This window comes from Streptomyces sp. NPDC055962 (assembly GCF_042270185.1).
Classification (GTDB): Bacteria; Actinomycetota; Actinomycetes; order Streptomycetales; family Streptomycetaceae; genus Streptomyces.
In genome coordinates this window covers 298,751-321,774 of record NZ_JBHJYN010000006.1, presented here as the reverse complement: position 1 = coordinate 321,774, position 23,024 = coordinate 298,751, and the positions used below count along the sequence as shown (strand labels likewise).

General features: G+C 68.0%; 21 protein-coding genes and 4 pseudogenes. 17 read left to right on the top strand and 8 right to left on the bottom strand.

Annotated features, from left to right (window positions below; all coding sequences use genetic code 11):
• Positions 1–19 precede the first annotated feature (19 nt).
• Positions 20–1,015: an ABC transporter permease gene (locus ACFC51_RS19975; protein ID WP_376369093.1), complete on the bottom strand. Its 996-nt coding sequence runs from the start codon at positions 1,013–1,015 to the stop codon at positions 20–22.
• A gap of 322 nt (positions 1,016–1,337) precedes the next feature.
• Here ACFC51_RS19975 and ACFC51_RS19970 point away from each other — a divergent pair, with 322 nt between their 5' ends.
• Positions 1,338–2,825: a chlorohydrolase family protein gene (locus ACFC51_RS19970; protein WP_376529923.1), complete on the top strand. Its 1,488-nt coding sequence runs from the start codon at positions 1,338–1,340 to the stop codon at positions 2,823–2,825.
• The gene (locus tag ACFC51_RS19965) at positions 2,822–3,499 is read left to right on the top strand and encodes a GntR family transcriptional regulator (RefSeq protein ID WP_376369082.1); all 678 of its coding nucleotides are present in this window, start codon (positions 2,822–2,824) and stop codon (positions 3,497–3,499) included. Before ACFC51_RS19970 ends, ACFC51_RS19965 begins: the two co-directional genes overlap by 4 nt.
• 230 nt (positions 3,500–3,729) lie before the next feature.
• On the opposite strand, the gene ACFC51_RS19960 is transcribed toward ACFC51_RS19965, so the two are convergent.
• Together ACFC51_RS19960 and ACFC51_RS19955 are read right to left on the bottom strand one after the other, a co-directional pair.
• On the bottom strand, positions 3,730–5,205 hold the full coding sequence (locus ACFC51_RS19960; protein WP_376529921.1) for a hypothetical protein: 1,476 nt from the start codon (positions 5,203–5,205) through the stop codon (positions 3,730–3,732).
• A gap of 378 nt (positions 5,206–5,583) precedes the next feature.
• Complete coding sequence (locus ACFC51_RS19955) at positions 5,584–6,036, bottom strand: MarR family winged helix-turn-helix transcriptional regulator (protein ID WP_376369080.1); 453 nt, start codon at positions 6,034–6,036, stop codon at positions 5,584–5,586.
• Between the two features lie 139 nt (positions 6,037–6,175).
• Between ACFC51_RS19955 and ACFC51_RS19950 the strand changes: the two genes are divergently transcribed.
• The 3 genes from ACFC51_RS19950 (at position 6,176) to ACFC51_RS19940 (ending at position 8,368) form a co-directional block, all read left to right on the top strand.
• Positions 6,176–7,405 (top strand): amidohydrolase family protein, encoded by a 1,230-nt coding sequence (locus tag ACFC51_RS19950; protein WP_376529920.1) that lies wholly within the window; start codon positions 6,176–6,178, stop codon positions 7,403–7,405.
• A gap of 279 nt (positions 7,406–7,684) precedes the next feature.
• A complete protein-coding gene (locus ACFC51_RS19945) occupies positions 7,685–7,861 on the top strand; it encodes a hypothetical protein (protein WP_376529918.1) in 177 nt (58 codons plus the stop codon).
• 132 nt (positions 7,862–7,993) lie between these two features.
• Complete coding sequence (locus ACFC51_RS19940) at positions 7,994–8,368, top strand: PaaI family thioesterase (RefSeq protein ID WP_376369092.1); 375 nt, start codon at positions 7,994–7,996, stop codon at positions 8,366–8,368.
• A 394-nt stretch (positions 8,369–8,762) separates the two neighbouring features.
• On the opposite strand, the gene ACFC51_RS19935 is transcribed toward ACFC51_RS19940, so the two are convergent.
• Positions 8,763–9,203, bottom strand: a complete 441-nt coding sequence (locus tag ACFC51_RS19935) for an SDR family oxidoreductase (RefSeq protein WP_376529916.1) — start codon at positions 9,201–9,203, stop codon at positions 8,763–8,765.
• Between the two features lie 253 nt (positions 9,204–9,456).
• On the opposite strand from ACFC51_RS19935, the gene ACFC51_RS19930 reads away from it, so the two are divergent.
• Positions 9,457–10,059, top strand: a complete 603-nt coding sequence (locus ACFC51_RS19930) for a hypothetical protein (protein ID WP_376529914.1) — start codon at positions 9,457–9,459, stop codon at positions 10,057–10,059.
• A 158-nt stretch (positions 10,060–10,217) separates the two neighbouring features.
• On the opposite strand, the gene ACFC51_RS19925 is transcribed toward ACFC51_RS19930, so the two are convergent.
• Positions 10,218–10,403 (bottom strand): DUF1737 domain-containing protein, encoded by a 186-nt coding sequence (locus ACFC51_RS19925; protein ID WP_376369074.1) that lies wholly within the window; start codon positions 10,401–10,403, stop codon positions 10,218–10,220.
• Between the two features lie 401 nt (positions 10,404–10,804).
• Here ACFC51_RS19925 and ACFC51_RS19920 point away from each other — a divergent pair.
• Both ACFC51_RS19920 and ACFC51_RS19915 read left to right on the top strand, forming a co-directional pair.
• Positions 10,805–11,571 (top strand): annotated as a pseudogene (locus tag ACFC51_RS19920) (SDR family NAD(P)-dependent oxidoreductase).
• Positions 11,572–11,728: 157 nt separating this feature from the next.
• Positions 11,729–12,651, top strand: a pseudogene (locus ACFC51_RS19915) (RNA polymerase sigma-70 factor).
• Between the two features lie 142 nt (positions 12,652–12,793).
• Here ACFC51_RS19915 and ACFC51_RS19910 read toward each other — a convergent pair.
• Positions 12,794–13,258: a hypothetical protein gene (locus ACFC51_RS19910; protein ID WP_376529912.1), complete on the bottom strand. Its 465-nt coding sequence runs from the start codon at positions 13,256–13,258 to the stop codon at positions 12,794–12,796.
• A 429-nt stretch (positions 13,259–13,687) separates the two neighbouring features.
• Between ACFC51_RS19910 and ACFC51_RS19905 the strand changes: the two genes are divergently transcribed.
• The 3 genes from ACFC51_RS19905 (at position 13,688) to ACFC51_RS19895 (ending at position 15,993) form a co-directional block, all read left to right on the top strand.
• Positions 13,688–14,038: a hypothetical protein gene (locus ACFC51_RS19905; RefSeq protein ID WP_376529910.1), complete on the top strand. Its 351-nt coding sequence runs from the start codon at positions 13,688–13,690 to the stop codon at positions 14,036–14,038.
• Positions 14,039–14,054: 16 nt separating this feature from the next.
• Complete coding sequence (locus ACFC51_RS19900; protein ID WP_376529908.1) at positions 14,055–15,035, top strand: hypothetical protein; 981 nt, start codon at positions 14,055–14,057, stop codon at positions 15,033–15,035.
• Between the two features lie 592 nt (positions 15,036–15,627).
• Positions 15,628–15,993, top strand: a complete 366-nt coding sequence (locus ACFC51_RS19895) for a DUF4440 domain-containing protein (protein ID WP_376369068.1) — start codon at positions 15,628–15,630, stop codon at positions 15,991–15,993.
• 577 nt (positions 15,994–16,570) lie between these two features.
• On the opposite strand, the gene ACFC51_RS19890 is transcribed toward ACFC51_RS19895, so the two are convergent.
• A complete protein-coding gene (locus ACFC51_RS19890; protein ID WP_376369067.1) occupies positions 16,571–16,951 on the bottom strand; it encodes a peptidoglycan-binding protein in 381 nt (126 codons plus the stop codon).
• A gap of 414 nt (positions 16,952–17,365) precedes the next feature.
• On the opposite strand from ACFC51_RS19890, the gene ACFC51_RS19885 reads away from it, so the two are divergent.
• The 4 genes from ACFC51_RS19885 (at position 17,366) to ACFC51_RS19870 (ending at position 20,402) form a co-directional block, all read left to right on the top strand.
• The gene (locus ACFC51_RS19885; RefSeq protein WP_376369066.1) at positions 17,366–17,845 is read left to right on the top strand and encodes a hypothetical protein; all 480 of its coding nucleotides are present in this window, start codon (positions 17,366–17,368) and stop codon (positions 17,843–17,845) included.
• 326 nt (positions 17,846–18,171) lie between these two features.
• The gene (locus ACFC51_RS19880; RefSeq protein WP_376369065.1) at positions 18,172–18,744 is read left to right on the top strand and encodes a DinB family protein; all 573 of its coding nucleotides are present in this window, start codon (positions 18,172–18,174) and stop codon (positions 18,742–18,744) included.
• Between the two features lie 90 nt (positions 18,745–18,834).
• Entirely contained in the window at positions 18,835–19,521 is a 687-nt protein-coding gene (locus ACFC51_RS19875; RefSeq protein WP_376369064.1) for a hypothetical protein, read from the top strand.
• Between the two features lie 47 nt (positions 19,522–19,568).
• Entirely contained in the window at positions 19,569–20,402 is an 834-nt protein-coding gene (locus ACFC51_RS19870; protein ID WP_376369063.1) for an SAM-dependent methyltransferase, read from the top strand.
• A gap of 178 nt (positions 20,403–20,580) precedes the next feature.
• Here ACFC51_RS19870 and ACFC51_RS19865 read toward each other — a convergent pair whose 3' ends face one another.
• On the bottom strand, positions 20,581–21,105 hold the full coding sequence (locus ACFC51_RS19865; RefSeq protein WP_376369062.1) for a hypothetical protein: 525 nt from the start codon (positions 21,103–21,105) through the stop codon (positions 20,581–20,583).
• A gap of 155 nt (positions 21,106–21,260) precedes the next feature.
• Here ACFC51_RS19865 and ACFC51_RS19860 point away from each other — a divergent pair.
• Both ACFC51_RS19860 and ACFC51_RS19855 read left to right on the top strand, forming a co-directional pair.
• Positions 21,261–21,446, top strand: a pseudogene (locus ACFC51_RS19860) (ATP-binding protein); the annotation flags it as partial.
• Between the two features lie 637 nt (positions 21,447–22,083).
• Positions 22,084–23,000, top strand: a pseudogene (locus ACFC51_RS19855) (IS110 family transposase); the annotation flags it as partial.
• Between the last annotated feature and the right edge of the window lie 24 nt (positions 23,001–23,024).

The window sequence follows — 23,024 nt, the reverse complement described above, 5'->3', positions numbered from 1 at the left end:
CTGGTGGTGCCGCCCGGGGTCAGCCACGGGAGGACTTGGGGTCGAGGGCGTCGCGGACCGCGTCGCCGAGCAGGTTGAAGGCGAGGACCGTGATCACCAGGGCGCCGGCGGGGACGGCGAGGAACCAGGGGTCGGTCAGGTACCAGTTGCCGGCCTGGGCGGCGTTGAGCATCTGGCCCCACGACGGGGTGGGGTCCTTCACGCCGACGCCGAGGAAGGAGAGCGCGGCCTCGGCGGTGATGTTCGTGGGGATCATCATCGTGGCGTAGACGAGGACGACACCCATGACGTTGGGGACGATCTGGCGCAGGATGATCGAGCGGTGCGAGGCACCGTAGGCGCGGGCCGCCTCGACGAACTCCTGCTCGCGGATGGACAACACCTGGCCGCGGACGACGCGTGCGAGATAGGCCCAGCCGAAGAAGCCGAGGATGATCACGAGCGAGGCGATCGGCAGCAGGCTGCCTTCCCCCAGCGCCGTGTCGCCGAGCCGGGACTGCAGGATCGGCGTGAGCGAGAGCACGAGCAGCAGGTGCGGGAAGGCCAGGAACAGGTCCATGATCCGGCTGATCACCATGTCGACCTTGCCGCCGAAGTAGCCGGCGGCCGCGCCGAGCACGGTGCCGAGGACGACGGAGACGGCGGTCGCGAGCAGTGCGATGACCAGGGAGACCTGAGCACCGTGCGCCATGCGGGCGAAGAGATCGCGGCCGAGGCCCGGTTCGACGCCGAGCCAGTGGTCGGCGGACGGAAAGCGGTAGTAGGACAGCGGGAGCCCTGGCGTGCGGTAGTCGTCGAGGACGTCCGGGCTGGTGCGCGTGGTGTAGGGGTCCTGGCCTTCTATCGCGGTGAGCAGCGGGGCCAGCGCCGCGAAAAGGATCATGAGGACCACCACGGCGAGCGCGGCAAGCGCGATCTTGCTGCGCCGGATACGCAGCCATGCCGTGCCGAGCAGCGAGCGGGCGACGATGGCGGGCGGGGCCGAAGTCGCAGCAGGCGTCGGGGAGTCGGGCATGTCTTCGGCATCGGCGTCGGAGAGCTGCCGCGCGGGCAGCACAGGGGAATCCGTCACGTCGGGAGATCCGTTCGGCGCTCGGGGGAAGGTTGGCCGGACGGTATACCAAGAAGCCACTGGCGCGAAAGAGGTGACCAGTTTTTGGTATACCGAAGCGGGCGACTAGTGCAGATAGTGGGGCAATTCATCAGAACAGGGCTTCCGGTCATCGCCGCGGCAGACCCGCTCTTCCACTTCGGTATACCAACTCGTACGATCAGGACCCGACGGACGGCAAACCGCACGCGTCCGCGGACACGGACACCGACCCCCAGGAGGCAACATGCGTACCCGCTGGCGCGCCCGGCACATCCTCGCCCACCAGGGCGGCGGCCACGCGCTGCTGCGGGACGGCGAGGTGGTGTGGGAGGACGACACCGTCGTCTACGTCGGGCCGCGCTACGAAGGCGACGTCGACGAGGAACGCGACCTGGGCGAATCCCTGGTCATGCCGGGGCTCATTGACCTCGACGCGCTCACCGACGTCGACCATCTCGTGATCGACTCCTGGGCCGGCCCCGAGCGGGGCAAGGGCCTGCAGTGGTCGCTCGACTACTTCACCCACCGCCGCCGCGACGTGTTCACCCCGCAGGAACGGGCGACGATCCGCGCGTACGCCCTCGCCCAGCTCGCGCTGCACGGCATCACCACGTTCATGCCGATCGCCTCCGAGGTGCACAGCCGCTGGGCGGAGCCGTACGAGGAACTGGTCGACATGGCGCGGACCGCGCGCGGGATCGGACTGCGCGGATACCTCGGTCCCGCCTACCGTTCGGGCGTCAACGTCGTCCTGCCCGACGGCACCCGCGACGTCGCCTTCGACGAGGAGGAGGGCCGTGCGGGCCTGCGCGACGCGGTCCGCTTCCTCGACCATCTAGCCGAGCTCGACGACCCGCTGCTGACCGGCGTGCTGCTGCCCTGCCGCATCGAGACGCTCACCGAAGAACTGCTCGGCGAGACGGCGCGGATCGGGCGGGAACGCGGCGTCCTGATCCGGCTGCACGCACTTCAGGGCCTGGTCGAGCGCGATATCATCCGGCGCCGTCACGGCCTGTCGTCCCTCGAACTCCTCCAGAAGCACGACCTGTTGAACCCGAACCTGCTGATCCCGCACACCGTCACCATCGACAGGCATCCCTCGGTGCACGGTGAGGACCGCGGCGATCTGGCACGGCTCGCCGGCAGCGGCGTCTCGGTGATCCACTGCCCGCAGACATCCCTGCGCTACGGCGAGATGCTGCACTCGTTCCGCGCGTACCGCGAGGCCGGCGTGAACCTGTGCCTGGGCACGGACTCCTTCCCTCCCGACCTGATCCGCGGCATGGACGTCGGTGTGCACCTGGCCAAGATCGCCGAGGGACGCTCGGACGCCGCACCGGCCGAACAGTATGTGGAGGCTGCCACCCTGGGCGGTGCCCGCGCCCTGGGCCGCGACGACCTGGGCCGGATCGCGCCCGGCGCCCAGGCCGACCTGGTCGCCTTCTCGCTCCACGACATCCGCGACGGCGTGGTGGACGACCCGGTACGGACGTTCCTGCTCAACGGCACGGCACGGCAGGCGACGGACTCGGTCGTCGCGGGCCGCCCGGTCCTGGTGGACGGTGGTCTGCCCGGGATCGATCTGGAGGCGCTGCGGCGTGACGCCCAGGCCCTCTTCGAGCGGATGCGCGCGGCCTACAGCGAACGCGACGTGGAGCGCCGCGAGACGGCCGAGCTCTTCCCTGCCACCTTCCCGGCGTTCCGCGCTCCGAAGCGGGAGGCCTGTGCGTGACGCGCATCGAGGCGCCCGGACTTCCCGGCTCCCACGTGGCACGCACCGAGGAGCTGATCAGGACGGGCATCCACTCCGGGGCGTACATGCCCGGCGCGCGACTGCGTGAGCGCGAACTCGCGGAGGCGCTCGGCGTCTCGCGTGTCCCGGTGCGCGAGGCCCTGATGCGGCTCGCCGCCGAGGGGCTCGTCGTCCTGGAACCGCGGCGCGGCGCACGTGTGCGCCGGCTCACCCTCCGCGACGTCGACGAACTCTTCGACCTGCGGCTGAGCCTGGAGGTATTCGCCGCGCGGCGGGCGGCCGAGATCGTCGCGCGCGGCGGTTGCCACGACGTGCTGCGCAAGGTGCTGGACGAGGCCGCGGCGGCGACCGCGCGCGGGGACGCGGCGGGCATCGCGGCCGCCAACACCGCCTTTCACGCGGAGCTCATCACCATGACCGGGAACCGGCTGCTCCAGTCCTCCTTCCAGCCCTCCCTCGGCCTGATGCACTGGCTGTTCCGGCTGACGGGCACCGAGCGCGGCGCCGGGCAGCACTGTGCCGAGCACCGGCAGATCTGCGACGCGATCGGCGCCGGCCGCCCGCGCCTCGCCGAGGCTCTGACGTTCTCCCACATCGACATCCGGCGCGAGCCCGTGATGCGGTCCCTGGCCCGGATGCTGCCCGCGGACTGACCCCGGATCCGGAGGGCCGGCCTGCTGAAGGTTGCGCTCTGTGGCGGCTTCCTCCAGTGCCCGCGCACGTACCGGTCCTCCAGCCGGAGGTGACGGTGACGCTTTCTCTCCCTCCGCTTCTCTCCCTCCGCCTGCTGTCGCGGACCGGGTGGCCGAGGACGCGGCGGGCCGGATCGACCGGGCGGTCCCGGCGGACGCGAGCCGTGCGGAATTGGACCGACTCCGAGTCGTTACTCGCGCAGAGCTCGTGTGACGAGCCGCTCCATCACCCGCTCGGGCAGTGCCGGGTTTGCCGCGGCGTCCTGGGCGAGAAAACCGTCGGGGCCGTCGATGAGGCTCTCAAGGACGGGGAGGGCCAGAGCGGGGTGGACGGCAACGCGGCGCCGAGTGTCAAGATCCTCGGAGGCCAGGCAGAGCAGCAGTGTCTCGGGCCATGCCGCCGGGTGACTGGCGATCTCCTGCAGCACGCGCCTGGTGGCGGCCGGGTGGGCCGCCATCCCTTGCAGCAGGGCGGAGGGACAGCGGGGGTGGCGGGCGACCGCTGCGAAGACCGGCGGCCCGTGCCGCTCGACGATTTCGGCGAGCCGTTCGGGAGCGAGTTCCGAGCGGGCGGCGATCCGCTGGGCCACTGCGATGTCCGGGTCGGTGGCGAGCTGTTCGGCGAGTACGCGCGGAAGCTGGGTCCGGTCGGCGACGAGCGCCCTGGCCTGCGCCACTCGGCTCGAGGCCAGTGTCCGGAGTTCGGGCGCGGTGGCGGACTCGACGCGAGGTACCGGTCCGCCGGGCATCCGTTCGTGGGCAACGAGAGCGGTGAGCAGATCGAGCGGGACGGACGGGTTCTCCACGATGGATCGGCGGACCTCGGGAACATGGTCGGCGGCGAGGGTGCGCAGCAGGGTTTCGGGGACGGCGGGGTTCGCGGCGATCACAGCGCGGACGTCGTCACAGGGGTGGGTGGCGAGCCGGTGCAGGAAGTCGACCGGCAGATCGGTGCGGGCAGCAAACGTCGTGACCGTGTTCTCGGGGGCGTCCAGAAACGCAGCGAGGCCCGCGGACGGCACGGCCGGGTGACCGGCGGCTGCCAGGCGGACACGTCGGACGCCGGGCGCGTGGTCCGCACACGCCGCCTCTCGGCGGTGGCAGGCACCGCAGCGGGTCGGGGCCGGCGCCCCGCCGTCGGCCAGGAGGGCGGCGAGCAGCGAGGGTGACGCGTTCTCGTTCTCGGCGACGGCCTGCCGCACCACCGTGCTGGGGTGGCGGGCGAGGCGGGGAAGCAGCTCGGGCGGAAGGTTCGGGTTCGCGGCGACAGCGGCCACGACCGGCAGGTCCAGGTCGCCGGCGAGGGAGGTGATGACGTCGGCGGGTGCGTCGTCGACGTAGGCAACCTCCTGCCGTGTCTCGGGGTTTGGATCAGTGGCGACTGCCCGCCAAACGGCGGCCGGCGCTACCCCGCCGAGGACCGCGTCGAGCAGCCGTCCGGGCTGTTCCGTGGGGATCTCGGGCCACGGCACCAGCCCGACCCGGACCATGAACCCGGTGAGCGACGGGTTGCCGACGGCAACAAGGTCCCTGACCTGTGGACGCGTCAACTCGTCGCGACGGGCAAGCGTGAACAGGACGTCCTCGTCACCGTTCGCCACGAGCCGGGCGAACACTTTCGCGGGAAGGGCCGGGTTCTCGGCCAGTCCCAGCAGTACGTCATGCAAGCGGTCCCTCCCCGACGACCAGGTCTGCCACTCGGTGGCCGGTGGCAGGGCGATGTAACAGGAACGGCCCGCTGACCGTCCATCGCATTTCGCCGGCGACGACCGCGTCGCGATCTCGGTCGATGCCGGACAGGAGAGTGTGAAGGCCACGCTCGCCGGGGGCGCGCACACGCCATAGTTGGCGGACCTGCAGGAGAAGAAGGTGTGGCGCACCGACGGCCGTGCCGATCGCGGCGCCTACCAGGATGCGGCCGCTACTCGTTTCAGCTCTCACGTTCCGCTCGGGGGTGGCGGCCGCTGTGCGAACCGGACACACCCCAGGGTGCCTGGGCGCACGTGCGCAGGCCCGGGTCCACGCCAGCGGCCCCCCGGGTCGGCCTACGGTTTGGCTGCCTGGCGATAGGTGGCGCTGTCCTCGACGTACCGGCGCAGCAGGCGGGCGAACTGGATGCGCTCGGTGTCGGACCACTGCGCGGTGATGCTTTCGAAGATCTGACGCTGCTGGGCCGCGAAGTGGACCCGCAGGGCGTGGCCCTCGGGAGTGACCTCCAGGACGGTGCGGCGGCCGTCCTGCTGGGAGACGGCTCGGCGCAGGTAGCCGCCGGAGATGCAGTCGGAGACCATCCGGCTGGCGACCGACTGGTCGGTGGTGAGTTCGCCGGCGAGGGCACCGACCGTCATCTCGCCGGTCGCGTCGGCCACGACGTTGAGGATCAGGAGGCGGGAGGCGTCCTTGCGGGAGGTGGGGGCGTGGCGGCGCAGCCGTGAGAAGTCCGGTCCGATGCGGTCCAGCGCGGTGGTGTCGTCTTCGGGCGTGCCGTCGGTACTCATGTCCCCACTCTAAACGAGCTGCCGGATCAGGTCATACATGAGCATGACGTCAAGCAGATGTATGCTGCAAGTCATTCATCCCGCCAAGGGTCTCCCAGGCCCTGGCGCGGGCGCGGTCTCCAGAGCAAGGAATCCGGTCATGACCACTACAGCCATCACCCACGCCCGCGTCTTCGACGGCGAGCATGTTCTGCAAGCGACGACCGTCGTTGTCGAGGGAGCGCGGATTGCCGCCGTCGGAGGTCAGGTGCCCGCCGGAGCCCAGGTGGTCGACGCCGGGGGCGGGACGCTGCTGCCGGGTCTGTTCGACGCCCACGTTCACACCAGTGAGCCGTCGCTCGCGCTGGCACTGAGGTTCGGGGTCACCACAGAGCTGGAGATGCAGGGCCTGAACACCCTGCCCAACCGGGCTCACATCACCGACAACGACACGGTCGCCGACGTCCGCTCCGCGGGCTTCGGCATCACCCCGCCCGGCGGACACCCCAGCGAGCTGATGCCGGAGGGCTATCGCCCCAGCGGTGGCTGGGGTCCCCAGCGGCTTCCGGCCGCCAAGCCGCTGATGCCCTTCTCCCGCACCCCTCAGGAGGCGGTCGACTTCGTGCCCCAGCTGGTGGCGTCGGGCTCGGACTACATCAAGTTCATGATCGACGACGGCAGCGTCGAGGGTCACCCCGGCCTGCCCATGCTCGACCAGGCCACCTTGAACGCCGGGGTCGCCGAAGCCAAACGGCACGGCATGCTCACCGTCGCCCACACCCTGACCGTGGATGCCACACGCATGGCGATCGAGGCCGGCATCGACGGCTTGGCCCACCTGTTCATGGACCAGCCGCACACCGACGAGATCATCGACCTCATCGCGGCCTCCGGCGCGTTCGTGGTGCCCTGCGTGGTCCTCAACGCTTCCATGATGGGCATCACCGGCCACTCCCTGGCCGCGGATCCGCGGGTCAGCTCCCGCCTGGACCAGGCCTGGCTGGACACCCTGAACAGCAGCTACAACGGCTACCCTCAGGGCAACCTCCAGGACGTGCTGGACTCGGTCAAGGCGCTCCACGAGGCCGGCGTGGACCTGTTGGCAGGCACAGACGTCTCTCTGCCGGAGACGTTCCTGGGCGGCATGGCTCACGGCGCGAGCATCCACCACGAACTGCAGTACCTCGTCCAGGCCGGCCTGACCCCCCTCCAGGCCCTGCGTGCCGCGACCCACGCCCCCGCCCATCGCTTCGGCCTGAAGGACCGCGGGCGCATCGAAGCGGGTCTGCGCGCCGACCTGCTCCTGGTCGACGGCGACCCCACCACCGCCATCGGCGACACCCTGAACACCCGCGCAGTCTGGCGCCGTGGCACCCGCCTCGCCGCCTGACACCGGGTCAGCTCTGCGGACCAGGAGCCGGCCCCGGTGCGCAGAGCCCGCACAGCTCCCCCGGCGTGACCGGCAGACCTCACCAGGACCCCGCAGCGATGTCCGGCGGCTGAGCGGCGGATGCCGCCGGAGTCATGACGGAACTCACCGGCCTCCATGCGGATCCGGTGCTGCTCGCCTCGAGGCGGCCTTCCACGGGGGTGAGCCCTGAGCCGAAGACCGCCGGGGTCGGCCTTGCGGGGCTGTCCGGGGAGAGGACGGCTGGCGATGATGCTCTTCATGACGAGGAGTACGGTGCATCTGACCGCGTGCGCTGTCGTCCATGTCGGCGTCGGCGTCCTGGCCCGCACGGTCCTGAGCACCCGGCCCTCCGCCGGCCGCGCCGTCACCCGCGTCAGCGGTGCCGTGATGATCGTCATCGGCGCGGTCCTGCTGGTGGAACGCCTCGCGACCTGAGCAACCGTCCCCGCCCCGCTCCACCCCGGTACGCATGCGAAGGAGAGCACGCACGTGCAAGAGCAGACCCATGAGCAGGCGAGCCCGGCGATACAGAAACGCGTCCGGGACAGCTTCGGCCGACAGGGCCTCATGGCCCACCTCGGAGCCCGCGTCACCCACATCGGCCCCGGCCGCGTCCACATCGTGCTCCCGGCCCGGCCCGAGGTGACCCAACAGCACGGATACATCCACGCCGGAGCCACCAGCGCGATCGCGGACAGCGCCGGCGGCTACGCGGCACTGACCCTGTTCGACGAGGACTCCGAGGTCCTCACTGTCGAATACAAGATCAACCTGCTCACGCCCGCCGATGGCACCCGTCTCGAAGCGATCGGCACCGTGCTCAAGTCCGGACGCACCCTGACCGTCTGCCAGCTCGAGGTCCACGGAATCCAGGACGACGGCGCCCGGCAACTCGTAGCCCACGGCCAGCAGACACTGATCCGCGTACAGGCCAGGCGGTGAACGCGTAGCCGCCCGTCTCACAGGCCTCTCAAACCATCGGTGAGGGTCGTCGGGGAACGGGGTGCACGCTCTGCTGACGTCAGGTCCACCACCATCTCAGAACCCCTGGGAGCCGACCGCGGGGGGTTCACTGGCTCCAGAAGGCGGCGCTGTAATGGGACAGACATCAAGAGCTCTTCGGCGAGCGGGGATCCGTCCGAGAAAGAGCCCGAGTACGTGTGCGTGTGGAGGTGGCGAGCGAACGCCGTCCCAGGCTTGCCACCAACGCTTGTAGCGCCACCCGAAGCACCGACAGCTCCGGCGTCCCCTGAGCGCGCGGGGCGGCCGGTGTGGGTGGCCCCTCATCGGCCGGGCCCGGGACATGCGTTGCTCATAGCGTCTGCCTCTGCATGAGTCAGAGCTTGTAGCCGCCGCTCGCCTCAATGACCTGGGCGGTCACCCAGCGGCCTTCGTCGGACGCCAGGAAGGCCACGACCGCAGCGACGTCGGAGGCTTCACCGAAGCGTCCCAGGGCGTGGCCGCCTCGATCGTCGCAGCCATGTCCGTTCTCGCGGAGCGCCGCGTTCATGTCGGTGCGGACCCAGCCCGGCGCGACGACTTTCACCGTGATGCCTCGGGGCCCAACTCCATCGCGAGGGCGTGGGTGAAGTTGTTGATGCCAGCCTTGCCATGGAGTAGACGGGGTGTCTGTATCCGTCGTGCGGCGGCACCGGAGGACGCGTTGATGACCCGTCCGCCATTTACGAGGCGGCTCTGCGCCGCCTGGACGATGAAGAAGGGCGTTCGAGCGTGGACCGCGAACATGTGTCCCGGCTGTCCGGCGTGGCGTCTGCAAGGCCGCCCCAGCCCGAGTTCCCTGCGGTGTTGATCAGCAGGTCCAGGCTTCCGGAATGCTCGACGCGGGCTCGGACGTGCTTGTGGGGCTTGTTGTCCGCCTCTTTCCCCTCGGTTGTCCGCCTCTTTCCCCTCGGCAGGTCCTCGGGCCGTCCAGGAGGTCTCCGACACAGTGATCGCAGCAGTCACACCGAGATCATCACCTTCGTGATCGCCAGCTCCTGGGGAGCCTTGTTCGACCGTAGAGTGCGGTCATGGACGAGATCCCCTGGTTCGAGTATGAAGAGGACGCCCTGGACGTCGCCCAACGCGCGTTCGTGGACGTTCTGGCCGAACGCGCGGGATCCTGGCTGGTAGACCCACTCGACACCGTCGTGCTGCCCTCAGCACAGGCCTTCGACGGCCAGTTGATCGCCTATCTGGACATCGGTGACCCGCGTCGCAATTACGGAGTGCTGACGGTGGGCGTCCACTTCGACGGGTCCGTCATCCGTGGGGGCAAATTCCATAACCAGGACCTCACTGTCCAGCAGGCCACAAGTGAGTTCACCTTCGACGCAGTGGGATGCCCTGCCGAGCTGGGGAACAAGGCAGCAGAGTGGTTCGAAGGGGTCCTCGCGCGACCTCTGGTGCGCTATGAATGGCATCACAAGGGAAGGATGTACGCAGTCCGTTACGAGTACGCAGATACGGGGCGAGGTCTCAGTGAGGGCTTCGAAGACTCGCTGGCCCCCGACGCACTACGGACGAGGCTGGCCGCAGACGGCGTGATCCGAGGCCGAGGCCGGATCAATCGTGCCGGCCTCGGCCGACCGGACGGGATCGCAGATGTCCGAGGCGTCCGCCCCGATCAGTAGTGGCATAACAGCCCTAAATTCGAGCAACTCGCCGCAGTGTGCACGGGAGACCCCGGAAAGGGCAGGATGGGACAGGCCGCACGGACCCAGGCAAGCGTCACACCTCGCCTGACCCGTGCGGCCCTTCTCTTGCCACGGGCTGACCGCGACCCCAAATCCTATGACGGTGCTGGCCATACCACTGCTTGGGCGACGATGACCCTCTCACCGTTGAAAGTGACCGCAGGACCTTCGTGCAGTTCGTAGCCAAGAGCTATCGCTTCGCTCACACGATGACAGAACGCGGCATCGTCCGGGCCGGTCAAGACTCGATAGATTGGCAATCCATCTGGCGGTGTACTCATGAGGAGAAAGATCTCATGCGCACTCGTCCACCGAGCCCGGCGGCCAGCATTCCCGAGGCCGGTCGCTCCCATGGTCGTCAGCCTGCGGTGCGCATTTTCTTCGCAGACGCAAGTGGGCCGGTGCGACAGCCGGGCCGGGCCGACCCAGGATGACGGCCGCCTCGCGGTACTCGTGGTGTCAAGGAGCTCCAACAGTCGTGGCACGACGCAGCCGAACCGCCGTCGAGTTCCCACAGTGCCGCCGTCGCGCGGGTGGTGTGGGTGACCGACCGGAGGGTCAAGGTGCTGACGGTGTGGTGAGTGACTCTTTCCGTCTGCGTGTCAGAGAAAGCCGGGCTGTCTCGTCTCAGGTTGTGAAGAGGGGTCCCGACACGAACCCCCTCGACAACAAGGAGCAGGACATGAGCGAGGAGAGCGCACACCAGAAGGTCGCGCTGGTCACAGGAGCGAACAAGGGGATCGGACGTGGCGTTGCTGAGCAACTCTCCGCGGAGGGGATGACGGTCGTGATCGGGGCCAGAGACCCTCTGCGTGGCGAGGAGGCCGCTGCGGCACTGCGCGCGTCCGGCGGCGAGGCCTACTCGGTCACCTTGGACGTCACCGACCAGGTCACGGTCCGAGAGGCCGCGAAACAGGTCGGGGAGCGCTTCGGTCGGCTCGACGTGCTGATCAACAACGCCAGCATCACCGGCTCCGGGCACGTGTCGCCCCAAGATGCCCACGACCAAGTCCCCAGCTCCGTGGACCTGGACATGGTCCGGGCGGTGTTCGAGACCAACGTCTTCGGTGTGATCGCGGTGACCAACGCCACGCTGCCGCTGCTACGACGGTCACCAGCGCGCCGCGTCGTCAACGTGAGCAGTCACGCCGCGTCCCTGGCCCTGACCGTCGATCCCGACGGGCCTTTCACAGCACTCCTCCGTCGGCCGCGTATTCACCGTCCAAGTCCGCTCTGACAGCTCTGACCGTTCAGTACGCCAAGGAACTGCAGCAGGACGGCTTCCTGGTCAACGTGGCCGCTCCTGGCTTCGTCGACACGGACAGCAACAACCACACCGGGTTCCTGACGATTGCGCAGGGCGCCACAGTGGTGGTGCGCCTGGCTACGCTCGGCGCCGACGGTCCGACCGCCGGATTCTTCAGCGAGGAGGGCCCTGTTCCCTGGTGAGCAGCCCAGGTCACATGCGTTGTACAGCTCGGCAGGACGGCTCAGCCTCTGGTGCGGGCCGGACCACAGGCAGTGGAATGGGCCGCCGGGGCGCGGGACTCTCCGGCCGGGTGCTCTGGAAGCCGTCGTGGAAGGGTGGATTCAAGGAGGGTCCGGTGTGACGAAGACCGAAGAGTTCCAGGAACTGAGGCCGTTGCTGTTCTCGATCGCCTACCGGATCCTGAGCAGTGTGAGCGAGGCCGAGGACGCAGTCCAGGAGACATGGCTGCGCTATCAGGCCACCTCCACCCGGCCGAGGTCGGCCAAGGCGTTCTGTCGAGCGTGGTCACTCGCATCTCGATCGACGTGCTGCGCTCGGCCCGCGTCCGGCGGGAGGAATATGTCGGACCGTGGCTTCCCGAACCGCTGCTGACCGATCCGTACGAGGACCCGGCGCGGTCGGCGGAACTGGCGGACTCGCTGTAGATCGCGGCCCTGCTGTTGCTGGAGCGGCTCTCCCCCCTTGAGCACGCAGTCTTCGTACTGAGGGAGGTATTCGCTTTCGGCTTCCGGGATATCGCTGCGGCCGTGGGCCGGTCGGAGGCCGCGTGCCACCAGCTCACGGTGCGGGCACGCCGTCACATGGACGCGGGCCAGGTCCGGTTCGAGGCCGACCGGAAGGAACGTGAGAATCTCGCCGAACGGTTCTTCGACGCCTTCCGGGAAGGTGATGTCGAAGAGCTGGCTGGGCTGCTGGCCGCTGACGTCCGCATGGTCGGCGACAACGGCGGCAAGGCCCCACAGTTCAAGCCCGTCATCCTCGGTGCCGGGAACGTGCTTCGGGCGTTGGCGACGTTCGTCCCGCTGGTGATCAGGAGCGGTGGACTTGTCGAGCCGCACCCAGTGAACGGCCAACCGGGCTCGGTCTTCCGCGACCGGAACGACCAGGTCCTCAGCGCCTGGGTGCTCGACGTGTGCGACGGGCGGATCCAGGCGATCCACACGGTCAACAACCCAGAGAAACTCAGGCACATCGGTCCCGTGGCGGACGCCTGGAAGGCCCTCCGCGAAGTGAGCCAGGCTCACCTGCCCACAGACTGACGACGGCGAACAGGCCGCTGGCAGACCACCAGGGTGAAGACGGACATGGTGAACGGGACTCTCACCTCGGGCCTTGCGAGCTGTAGCCGTCATTGATGATCGAGCAAGGCCCGAATGACGGTCGCCGGCGGCCCCGCACGCGTCAGGCGTAGGCGTACGTACCTGACGAGTACTCGGAGTATTCGCCGCCCCCGCACTTGAGTGCGCCCAGCAAGGTGTTTCCGCAGTTGGCGCACAGCACCGGTCGGCCGCCGTCACGCCCGCGGACCGTGACCCACGACGCTTCGGCATCGGTGAGGACGGACCGCAACGTGTCCCGGCCGTGCAACTGGGCGTCGACCGCGGTCTTGACGAAGTCGAGGAACGTAGTCGTGCGGGCACAGGAGGAGCACGTGTGGTCGACCACGTGGAACGGCCCGCGCAGAGCGGAGGGTGAGACCTGAAGGTAGTTCGCCAGTTCCCGCACCTCGTCCTCGTCCATAGGGCGCAGACACGCCGGCGTGTCTGACGGGAGTCGTTCGATGACACCGGATTCGACTTCGTAGGTTCGGGTCTTCTCGGGCCTGTCGCGCAGCATCTGCACAATCTCGTCATAGCTGAGCTTCACGGGGAGCCTCCTCCTGGCGATCGAACTCTGCTGTCTGGAACGCTCTCCACCGTGGGCCGTATCCCGGAAGCAGGTATCTCATCCGGCCATGACTGGACCGTTTTTAGTCCCCAGGGCCATTGATGCACATCCACGAACGGTGTGCGAACTCACGGATCGGATGGATCACGCCGAGAGGAGAAGGTGACGCTCACACCACGCCCCACATCGGTCTTCTCCCGGCCCGAATGTCCGATGAGTGGCCCGACAGGCGGCTCATTGATCTACATCACATGATTCCGGCACAGTAATGGCATGACAGTTTTTGCTTTTCGGCACACATTCCTCTTCACGGACACACCAACTCCGAGTTGCATACTCCCCGTTCCGACGTGCACGGAGGGAAAGGGCGTGGGATCCTGACAGCAGGCAGCGAGTAAGGAGTGCGCCGTGGGAACCTATGCCGACCAGGCGAAAGGTGACGGTGAACGGCTTGCCGACGTGCCCGTCGACACGTTCCGCAGCCACATCCGTTTCATCGAGAAGCACAACCTGTGGGACGAAGTGAGAGGCGCACTCGGCGAAGCTGGAATCGACACGGTTGCCATGGATATACGACCGGTCCGTGTGATCAGTGAACTGGTCGCCGCGAAGGGGAGTGCCCTTCCGGAAGAGGCCGATCACTCGGACGCGGTGGTCACTCCTGAATGCGGGTGCGACTCGATCAGTGGTCGTCCTCCCGTGACCCCGGTCGGCGGCGGCGACGCGGGGGCGGGAGACGCGGGCGCGCGCCCCGAGTGACTCGCGCGGGCGGAACATGATGGAAAACGACGACCTGCGCATTGTCCGGGAGGCGAAGGAGCGCTTCGGCCCTCAGCTGCTGGCCCACCCCGACGTGGAGGGTGTGGGGGTAGGTCGGCGTCGGCGGGCCGGAGAAAAGACGGACGAGTACGCCGTCGTCGTGCATCTTCGCGAGAAACATCCGGAAAGTGCAATTCCTCCCGCTCGATTGCTGCCCCGAGAGCTGTGCTTCACCCAAGAGGACGGGCGGGACGTCTCGGTACGCGTGGACGTGCAGCAGCACACGAAACCCGTTCCGGAGACGGATAGAATCCGCCCGGTTCCCGGTGGAGTGAGCGTCGGCACCGTGGGCACACACGTCGGATCGGGCACCCTGGGGGGATGGGTATGGGACACCGTGACTCGCCAAGTAGTTGCGCTGTCCAATGCCCATCTTTTCGGTTCTCGCTCCGGGGTGGGCGTCATTCAGCCTTCAGCCGAGGACGGCGGGGTTCCAACGGACGATCTCATCGCCACCGTCCTGCGCGCAGGATCACTCGACGCTGCGATAGCCGAGCCTGCTGATGTGTCGATCGTCCGTGCGTCCGTCGCCGAGGGAGGGCCGGCGGTTTTCGAGATCGCCGAGGCGACCTTGGATATGCGCGTGCAGAAAACGGGACGTGCGACGGGACTCACCTTCGGCACCGTCGACCTGATCGACTTCGACTCGGATTACCGCGGCTCGCACTCCGATCTTTGGATCGATGCCGAGGGCGGCGACTTCTCTCTGGGCGGGGACTCGGGAGCGCTGTACCTTTCCTCCCCCGGAAATGCAGCCCCAGCGGCTCAGAAACGGCAGGTCGTCGGACTACACTGGGGCGGGTCGGGGCAGGACGGCGTAGGTCATCACATCGGGGCCGTCTTCGACGATCTGAAGCTGAGCACGCTGCCGAGCAAAACCGACTCTCCTGCCGTCGACAGGATCATGGAGACCGCCCGAAATGTGAGGCCGGGCTGACGAAGCCGCGGACCCGACACGTGGTCTGCGACGCGAATTTCTTGGCCCGCTGGGCGATCGGTCTCGGTCTCGGCGACTTGTCCTTCAACTCACAGGGTCCGGAGCCTCAGGATCTCCGGATGTACCTCGACTGCCACCGTCGAGCCTTCGCTCACTTCGGCAACGTCCTGATGGCGATCGTCTACGGCCGAACGAAAACCGTCCGTCGTGATGGCACCCCAAGTAAGGCAGTCCTGCTGCGTCCGGAAGCAATCGGGGAGCCGTCGGCCAGGCGGCTTCGACGTCCTAACCCCTACGCCCATCTACAAGGGACGCGTAGACCGGCAAGTCCTCGTCGTCCGTGAACACGTCCAGTCCGGGAGGTCGTTCTCCCCTCGATGAGAAGGCGGGACGCTGCTGGCTGTCCCTGTGCGGACGATCGGCCGCGTGGCTTCGTTCACGTCTGGCGGCAGCATGTGTGCCTGAATTCCCGAGGCAGTTGTTGATCACGCCGGCGGAGGACGCTCGCTGGATTCGCCCGCGCCGTCGTGCCGTCGCCGGTCGACTGATCAATTCGCTGTGCCTCGACAAACGGCGGCCGTAGGGTTCCTGCATGACGGACGAGCGTGAGCGCGCCGTGCAAGCGGCCATTGACGGGGAGATGCAGCTTCTCGATCCCGAGGTGCGGGCTTCGCCGGACCGTGTCCTGGAGCTTCTGGATCCGGAGTGGACCGAAGTCGGGGCTTCTGGCCGCCGGTGGGATGTGAGGTCGATCCTCACGGTCACGAGCAGCGGCTCGGTGTCCGCGGAGTCTCCGGTCGAGGTCAGCGAGATGTCTGGAGTCGTCCTCGCTCCGGGCGTCGTTCATCTGAGATACCTCACCGACCACCATGGCCGTCGGGCATGGCGGAGCTCTTTGTGGCGTTTGACGGAGACGGGCTGGCGGATGTATTTCCATCAGGGCACTTTGACCGGTTGATCAGGTGAGACCCCCGCCCGCAGGGGCGCCGGTCTCCCAGCCGACGAGACGGTCTCAGCCGGCGGCGGCTCACGCGCTTGCACTCGCGCGCGGGTACTGACACGGCGGACACCGCTTTTTAGCCACAGGTCGGAACGCCTCCGGTCCGGACCCAAGAAGTCCCGCCCTCGCCCGGGAGCCGTTCGCCTGCACCTGTGGGCATGGTCGTCAGCCCTCAGCGGCCGTCCGCGCCCCACAGGAAGCCGTCGCCACCACGTGGCGCCGAAGGGAACCGGTCTTCGGAGGCATTCCGCCCTCCGACCAGGCCGACACGTTCACCCCTTACGTGCAGACCACCGCGAAGACGGTCAGGGGAGTACAGCCGGCAGGAACCTGTCGAGCGATCGGGCCCGGGTCGCCAGTACTCCCGCCGCTGCACGGGGACGACGTCATCACCGTGCAAGGGTCGGTCGCCCGCTCCCCCGAGGTCGATCCGGAGCCCGCAGCAACCAGGCGGGATCCCCTCCTCCTTCGCCCCGGGCCAGCCTCCATCGTCAGGACAGCCAGACGCCAAGAGGTCCAGCTGTCCTGGATCCGGTCAGAGACCAGGCGTACGAAGGTAATGCCAGGTCGTCGGGCCGACTATGCCGTCGGCGCTGATCCCTCTGGACGTCTGGAAGCGCCTTACCGCAGATTCCGTGGCGGCACCGAACTGGCCGTCCACACCGGTGGACCCCACGGAGAATCCCTTGAAGATCAGCAGGGCCTGGAGCTCCTGCACCTTCGCACCCGAGTTGCCAGGGTCCGCACGGGTGTTACTGAGGTGGTAGCCACAGTAGTAACCGATGAAGTCCAAGAGCCTGCATGACACGGCGGTCGCCGCCTGGGGCGCTGCGGGTGCGGCCGCCGAGATCCCGGCCGCCGGCACAGAGAGCAGCCCTACCAGACCCAGTGTTACTGCCGTCCTTCTCCATCGCATGGAACAACTCCTTCCGATCAATGGCCAATACGTCACCCACTATCGAGGAACACGAGGGAGTCCGTGCACGAACGGCCGAAAAGAGTCCGGTAGTTCGAAGAGAGCATCAGCAGAAGCGTGAATCCGGCAGAGGACCCAGGCCCGTTTCAGCGCACACCGCAAAGCCCACGGCCCGGTCGACGTGCCAGGGCCAAGCCGCGCACTGTCATCCACGAGGAATCCGACTGCCTACTGCGTGCGCGAGAGAGGGACAGGCCATGGAGGCAGGCCGGCCCAGCATGCCGGAAGCTACGTCCGACAACGTGCCAGGCAGAGCCGCTGACGGCGTGCGGAGCACTCTGGACACGTGTCCGGACGACTGCGAAGATCCACGACGGAGATCCTGCAACTCGTATACTGAAATGGGGAGTTCACATGCACTCGTTAGCTCTGCGCCGTCGCGTCTCCGTCGTCGCCGTTGCCGCGCTCCTGGCCGGGGCGGGCACCCTGGCCGCCGCTCCTCCGGCCCTGGCGGGGGACGACTCGACCATCTTCGGCAAGGACAACACCGTTGCTGTCGGCGATGTCAGGTACGCCCCTGCGACGAAGCGGGACGGGGACGGCATCACCGTCGACCTGATCTACTCCTGCGACCCGACTCCGACGCTCTACCTGGGCATAGCCTGGCGGCTCGCCGACGAGCGGGACACGCAGCTCGACAGCCCTCGCGGAGTCGCGACCCTGCAGCCCTCCCAACTGACATGTGACGGGCAGAAGCGCACCGTGGCGCTCACCGCCCGCACATGGGGGGATCATCTCCCGTTCGGGGAGGGCGACCCTGTCCAGATCACGGCGATCGTGGACAACAGCGAGGGCGCGCCCTACGCCCGGCGTGTAGTGATCACGACTATCTGAGGCCACCGGCAGCAGCCGCACGACTGGCACTGGGCCCGCCGGTTCCCCGGTGGGCCCACGGACGCAGGCGACACGCTCATGACCGAGGACTACGCGGCGAGCACCGCCGTCAGGCTCGCCGGCAGACCGCCGCCCTGCCGGCGACGGCGCGCCCGTCTGAAGTGCCGTGCACATCGCGTAGGTGCAGGCAATGAGGTGCCCTCATGGACAGCTTCCTTGCTCCTCGTAGCAGGTCAGGCACGACTGGTGCTCACGGTTCTGCCAGCCGCGGCGCACGTCGTGCGGGATGTTGAGGTGGCGTGCAGCCCATGGCAGGCTCACACCGCATGATCGATGAATTCGCGAAAGTCAACTTGCACAGCAGACTGAGGCGGGACCGCGAGGCGCTGCTCTGGAAGCTCGATGGCTTGTCCGAATACGACGCCCGTCGCCCCTTGACGGTGACGGGGACCAACCTCCTCGGCCTCATCAAGCACGTGGCCGGCGTGGAGGCCAGGTACTTCGGCGAGGTCTTCGACCGCCCTTCGCCGGAACCACTGCCCCGGTGGCAGGACGACGACGGTGGAGATCTGTGGGCGACCGGGGACGAGACGCGCGATCAGATCATCGGGTTCTACAGGCGCACGTGGGAACACTCGGACGCGACGATCAGCGAGCTTCCCCTCGACGCCCCCGGCCACGTGCCGTGGTGGCCGGAGCCCTATTCCCGCACGAACCTGTTCGCCGTCATGGTCCATGTCCTCAGTGACTCCGTCCGGCATGCAGGACAGGCCGACATCCTGCGCGAGGGCCTCGACGGCCGGACGGGGCTACGCGCCGAGCACGAGCAGCAGATCGACGAGGAAGCCCGAGCGGCCCACCGCGCGAGGATCGAGCAGGCCGCCAGATCGGTGGCATGAACAGGGCTTGGAACTCCTCGCGAAGGGCGCCTGCCCGGGCGCCGCGACAGCCCCGTCATGGGTGATGCGTGGGGTTGTCAGGGTCCGGGCGTGACCCTGACCGACCTCAGCAACGGCTTTCGTGACGACGAACAGAGGCGGCGCGTCCAGGCGGTCATCCATGACCGCCTGGCAGACGACCGTGATCCGCAGGAGTGTCGCTTCCTCATGCGGTTCTGGTGGCAGCTGAGCATGCCGTACCGCGAGGTGTCGATGCAGGACCTGAGTCTGAACATCGGCCAGGAGAAACTTGATGCACTTGAGGCACTGATCAATGCCATCCGGTCTTCCCCTGCCCGGATCGATGCCTGGACGGCGGGCGCCGAGCAGGCCTTCCCGGTTGTCGAAGATCGTGGCTTCCGGGGTTCCTCGGGCACCGAGAGCCAGGACGCCGGCAGCCTCGTCGATCGCCGCCGGCAGATGGGACCACAGGCGAGGCTGAGGAAGGCTTCGTGGATGTTCATCGCGTATCTCCCGATGGATCCGCAGGCGGCGGAACCAAAGCCAGGACGGAGGTCCTCGTTGTCCGGACCGTCACGGTGCCTCGATCGCACCCAGGAGATGCGTGCGGGCGCCCGCTCTTCGACGCGCAGACCCGCTGGCGGCGATGCCTCAGGTCGCACGAATGGGTGGCACATGCCCCTCGAAGCAGGAAACTACAGCGTCACGAGCTCCGACGGCATAAGGTCCACTGGCCGACCGGTCCGCTGTGCAGTCGGTGAGACCGACGTGATGTGAGGTGCCGGTGCCCATCTGCTTCGTCGAGACCGCTTGTGAGGGACACCATGTCTGATGTCACGTCCGGTAAGCCCGTTCCCCCGTATGTGGATGCGACGAAGCCCAGTATCGCCAGGGTGTACGACGGCTTCCTCAGCGGCTCGGACAACTACGAGGTGGACCGCCAGGTTGTCCGCAGTGTGCTCAAGACGGCTCCCGAAGCTGCGGATCTGGCCATCGAGAACCGTCGCTTCCTGATCCGTGCATGCCGCTTCCTGGCCGAGCACGCAGGGATCACACAGTTCCTGGACTGCGGATCCGGCCTTCCGACAGCGGAGAACACTCATACCGTGGTGCAGAGGAGCTCCCCGACTTCACGGGTCGTCTACGTGGACAACGACCCTCTGGTGCTGGCTCACAGCCGCGCGCTGCTGGAGCAGAACGAGAACGCCGTCATCGTCTCCGGTGACATCTTCGATCCCGAGGCATTGCTGCGGGACGAAGCGGTGCGGTCCCACCTGGACTGGGACTCGCCGATCGCACTGCTGCAGATGGGCACCTTGCACCACTACAACGGGGAACACACCCGCACCCGCCAGGACATCATGCGCTCCTACATCGACGCTCTGCCCCCTGGTTCCTACGTGGCGATCAGCCATTTCCTGGACCCGGAGGACGAGCACAGCGCGACGGCCCGGAAGATGGAGGCCGTGTTCCTGCACAGCATGATGGGCAGCGGCACCTTCTCCACCGCATCCGAACTCACGAGGTTGTTCAACGGTTTGGAGCTGGTCGCGCCCGGCCTGGTCCGGTGCGTCGACTGGAGGCCCGAGGCCCAGCAGCTCAAGCCGCTCAACGTGGCCCAGCGGTGCATCGCCGGAGGCCTTGCACGCAAGCAGTAGGCCAGAGAACCGTGAGGCGGCGGAGTCAGCCCCTCCCCCGGCAGGCCTCACTCCTCACCGGATCCGGCGGCGCGAGCCCTGGCCCGGGGTCTCCCGCCCCTGCTCACGCCGGCCGGGCCGACGGTGAGGCCGTGGGGAGTCGGCAGAGCGATGAAGTGAAGATGTACGCGGGCGGCGGCTACCGCCGCGCCCGGGGCAGCGGAACAGGCTGCTTGGCGTGCTCGTGCACGGCCATGATGAGCGCAGCCTGAGCAGTGGCAGCGCGGCTGCGGTCACGGTCGTCCAGGGCCGCCAGAACACCTGCCGCTGCCTCGCGCACCCGGTGAGGCACCTCCTCCTCGGCGGCGATCTTGTAGGCCTCGGTGCGCCGAGCAGCGCGTTCCTCGAGGGTGACGCCGCCGGGGCCGCTCCGGGGGAAGACAGCGGCCTCGTAGGTACAGACGATCAGCAGGACGTACTGAGCGATGCCCTCGGCGTACCCCTGCGCCATCACCGCCGCCCTGGCACGCTGGTGGGCTGCCATGGCGCGCCGCCGTACGAGAAGGGCCCCGGCGGTGCTTCCGGCCGCCATGCTGATTCCCAGGACCAGCGCAGCGAGCGGCCCGCCGACGACGAGGCCCACCAGCGCGCCGGCCGCGGTGGCCAGGCAGGCTATGCCGCTGGTGACCAGAAGGAGGGCGCGGGCAGGCGTCAGGGAGCTCATGCGAAGCAGTCTGCCAGGGCCCGGCCGCCCGCCGACGGCCTCCTCCCCCTTCCTGCGACCACGAGCGGTACACGTCGCATCGAGCAAGCGCTCGGGAACCGCAGCCGACAGCCGCCCACCAGATGATCGGGGCCTGGCCGGGCAGGCCCCCTCGCCGGACCGGCGTGGCGATCGCCTCGAACGAATCGTTCTCCGGCTGGACCAAGACGTTCACCGACCCGCGCCTCTGCGCGGCCATCGTCGACCGCCTCACATTCGGCGTCAACATCATCGAGACCGGCACCGACTCCTACCGACTCGCCACCACCCGCGCCCGCGCCGAGCAAGCGACCGCTGGCTGACTCAAGGGCCTAACCACTGTCGCGCAGCCCCCTCTTGAGGCCGTCCGAGACGATGGTCTATCGTCAGGACACTTGTCTTCTGACCACCCGGAAGTCTTATGCCTCGCCGTTCACCAGGCGAGATCAGGGCCGAACAGTCCTCACGCAGTGCAGCCGGCACCAGACAAGTCATCACTGGCTTGTCCGCTGCGACAAATCGACAGATCGCGCAGTTCGAGACGCGATACCGGCTGCCCCCGGGGGCTGTCGCCTGCGCCTTCCGGGCATGGGCCTTGGCGCTTCACGAGTGGCCAGACCATGGATCCAACCGTGGACACGGAACCACGTGCTGGAGAGACATGCATGCCCGAACGCTTCTAGAAGGGGCAGCCGCATCCATGGGTCGGAAGGCGCGTCGCGAGCTCCTCACGACGGTCGCCCCTCTGGATGACCGATTCTTGGCGCGGACACTGCAAGATCCCTTCGCGCCTGCCTTCGAGCCTTGGTGGAAGCGCCGGCTCAGATGACTGAGACTTCCCGGCGAGGCCCCACAGCACCGGTGAACTCAGGTACTGCTACTTCTCATCGACATTTACAGCCTCTCAGAGCCGGGACCGCTGCTGAAATCCGTCAACATCTGCTCTTCCTTCTCGCCTACGGAGCCACCAAGACAGACGCCAAGGACGCCGCCGTCATCGCGGACGCCGCACGGACGATGCCGCGCACCCTGCGCTCGCTGGAGGTGACCGACGAGATCACTGCCGAGCTGACCGTGCTGACCGGCTTCGATCAGGACCTCGCCGCCGAGGCCACCCGCACCTCCAACCGCGTACGCGGCCTGCTCACTCAGTTCCACCCCAGCCTGGAACGCGTCCTCGGGCCGCGCCTCGACCACCAGGCCGTGACCTGGCTGCCGGAGCGATACGGCTGCGGCGGCCTGCCCTGCGCACGGCGGGCCGCCGCAGACTCGTCGAACTGATCCGCCCGTAGGCCCCGCGCATGGCCGCCCGGCTGATCGACGACGTCTTCGACGCCCTGGACGAGCAGACCGCCGTCGTCCCCGGCACCGGCACCCTGGACATCGTCATCACCTCCCTGACCGGTCAGCTCGCCGCCGTCCACACCCAGCGCCGGGCGATGGAAGCCCAGATCAGCAGCCTGCTGGACGCTCACCCTCTTTCGAAGGTCCTGACGTCGATGCCCGGCGTCGGCGTCAGGACCGCCGCCGTCCTGCTGGTCACCGTCGGCGACGGCACCAGCTTTCCCACCGCCGCCCACCTCGCCTCCTACGCCGGCCTCGCCTCCACCACGAAACAGTCGGGCACCTCCATCCACGGCGAACACGCACCTCGAGGCGGAAACCGGCAGCTCAAACGCGCCATGTTCCTCTCCGCCTTCGCCTGCATGAACGCCGCCCCCGCCTCCCGCACCTACTACGACGAGCAACGCGCCCGCGGCAAGCCGCACACCCAGGCCCTCCTCCGCCTCGCCCGCCAACGCATCAGCGTCCTGTTCGCCGTGCTCCGCGACGGCACCTTCTACGAGTCACGCATCCCCGAAACAGCTACCGCATGACAGGCCCCTTGCCCGACTGAACCA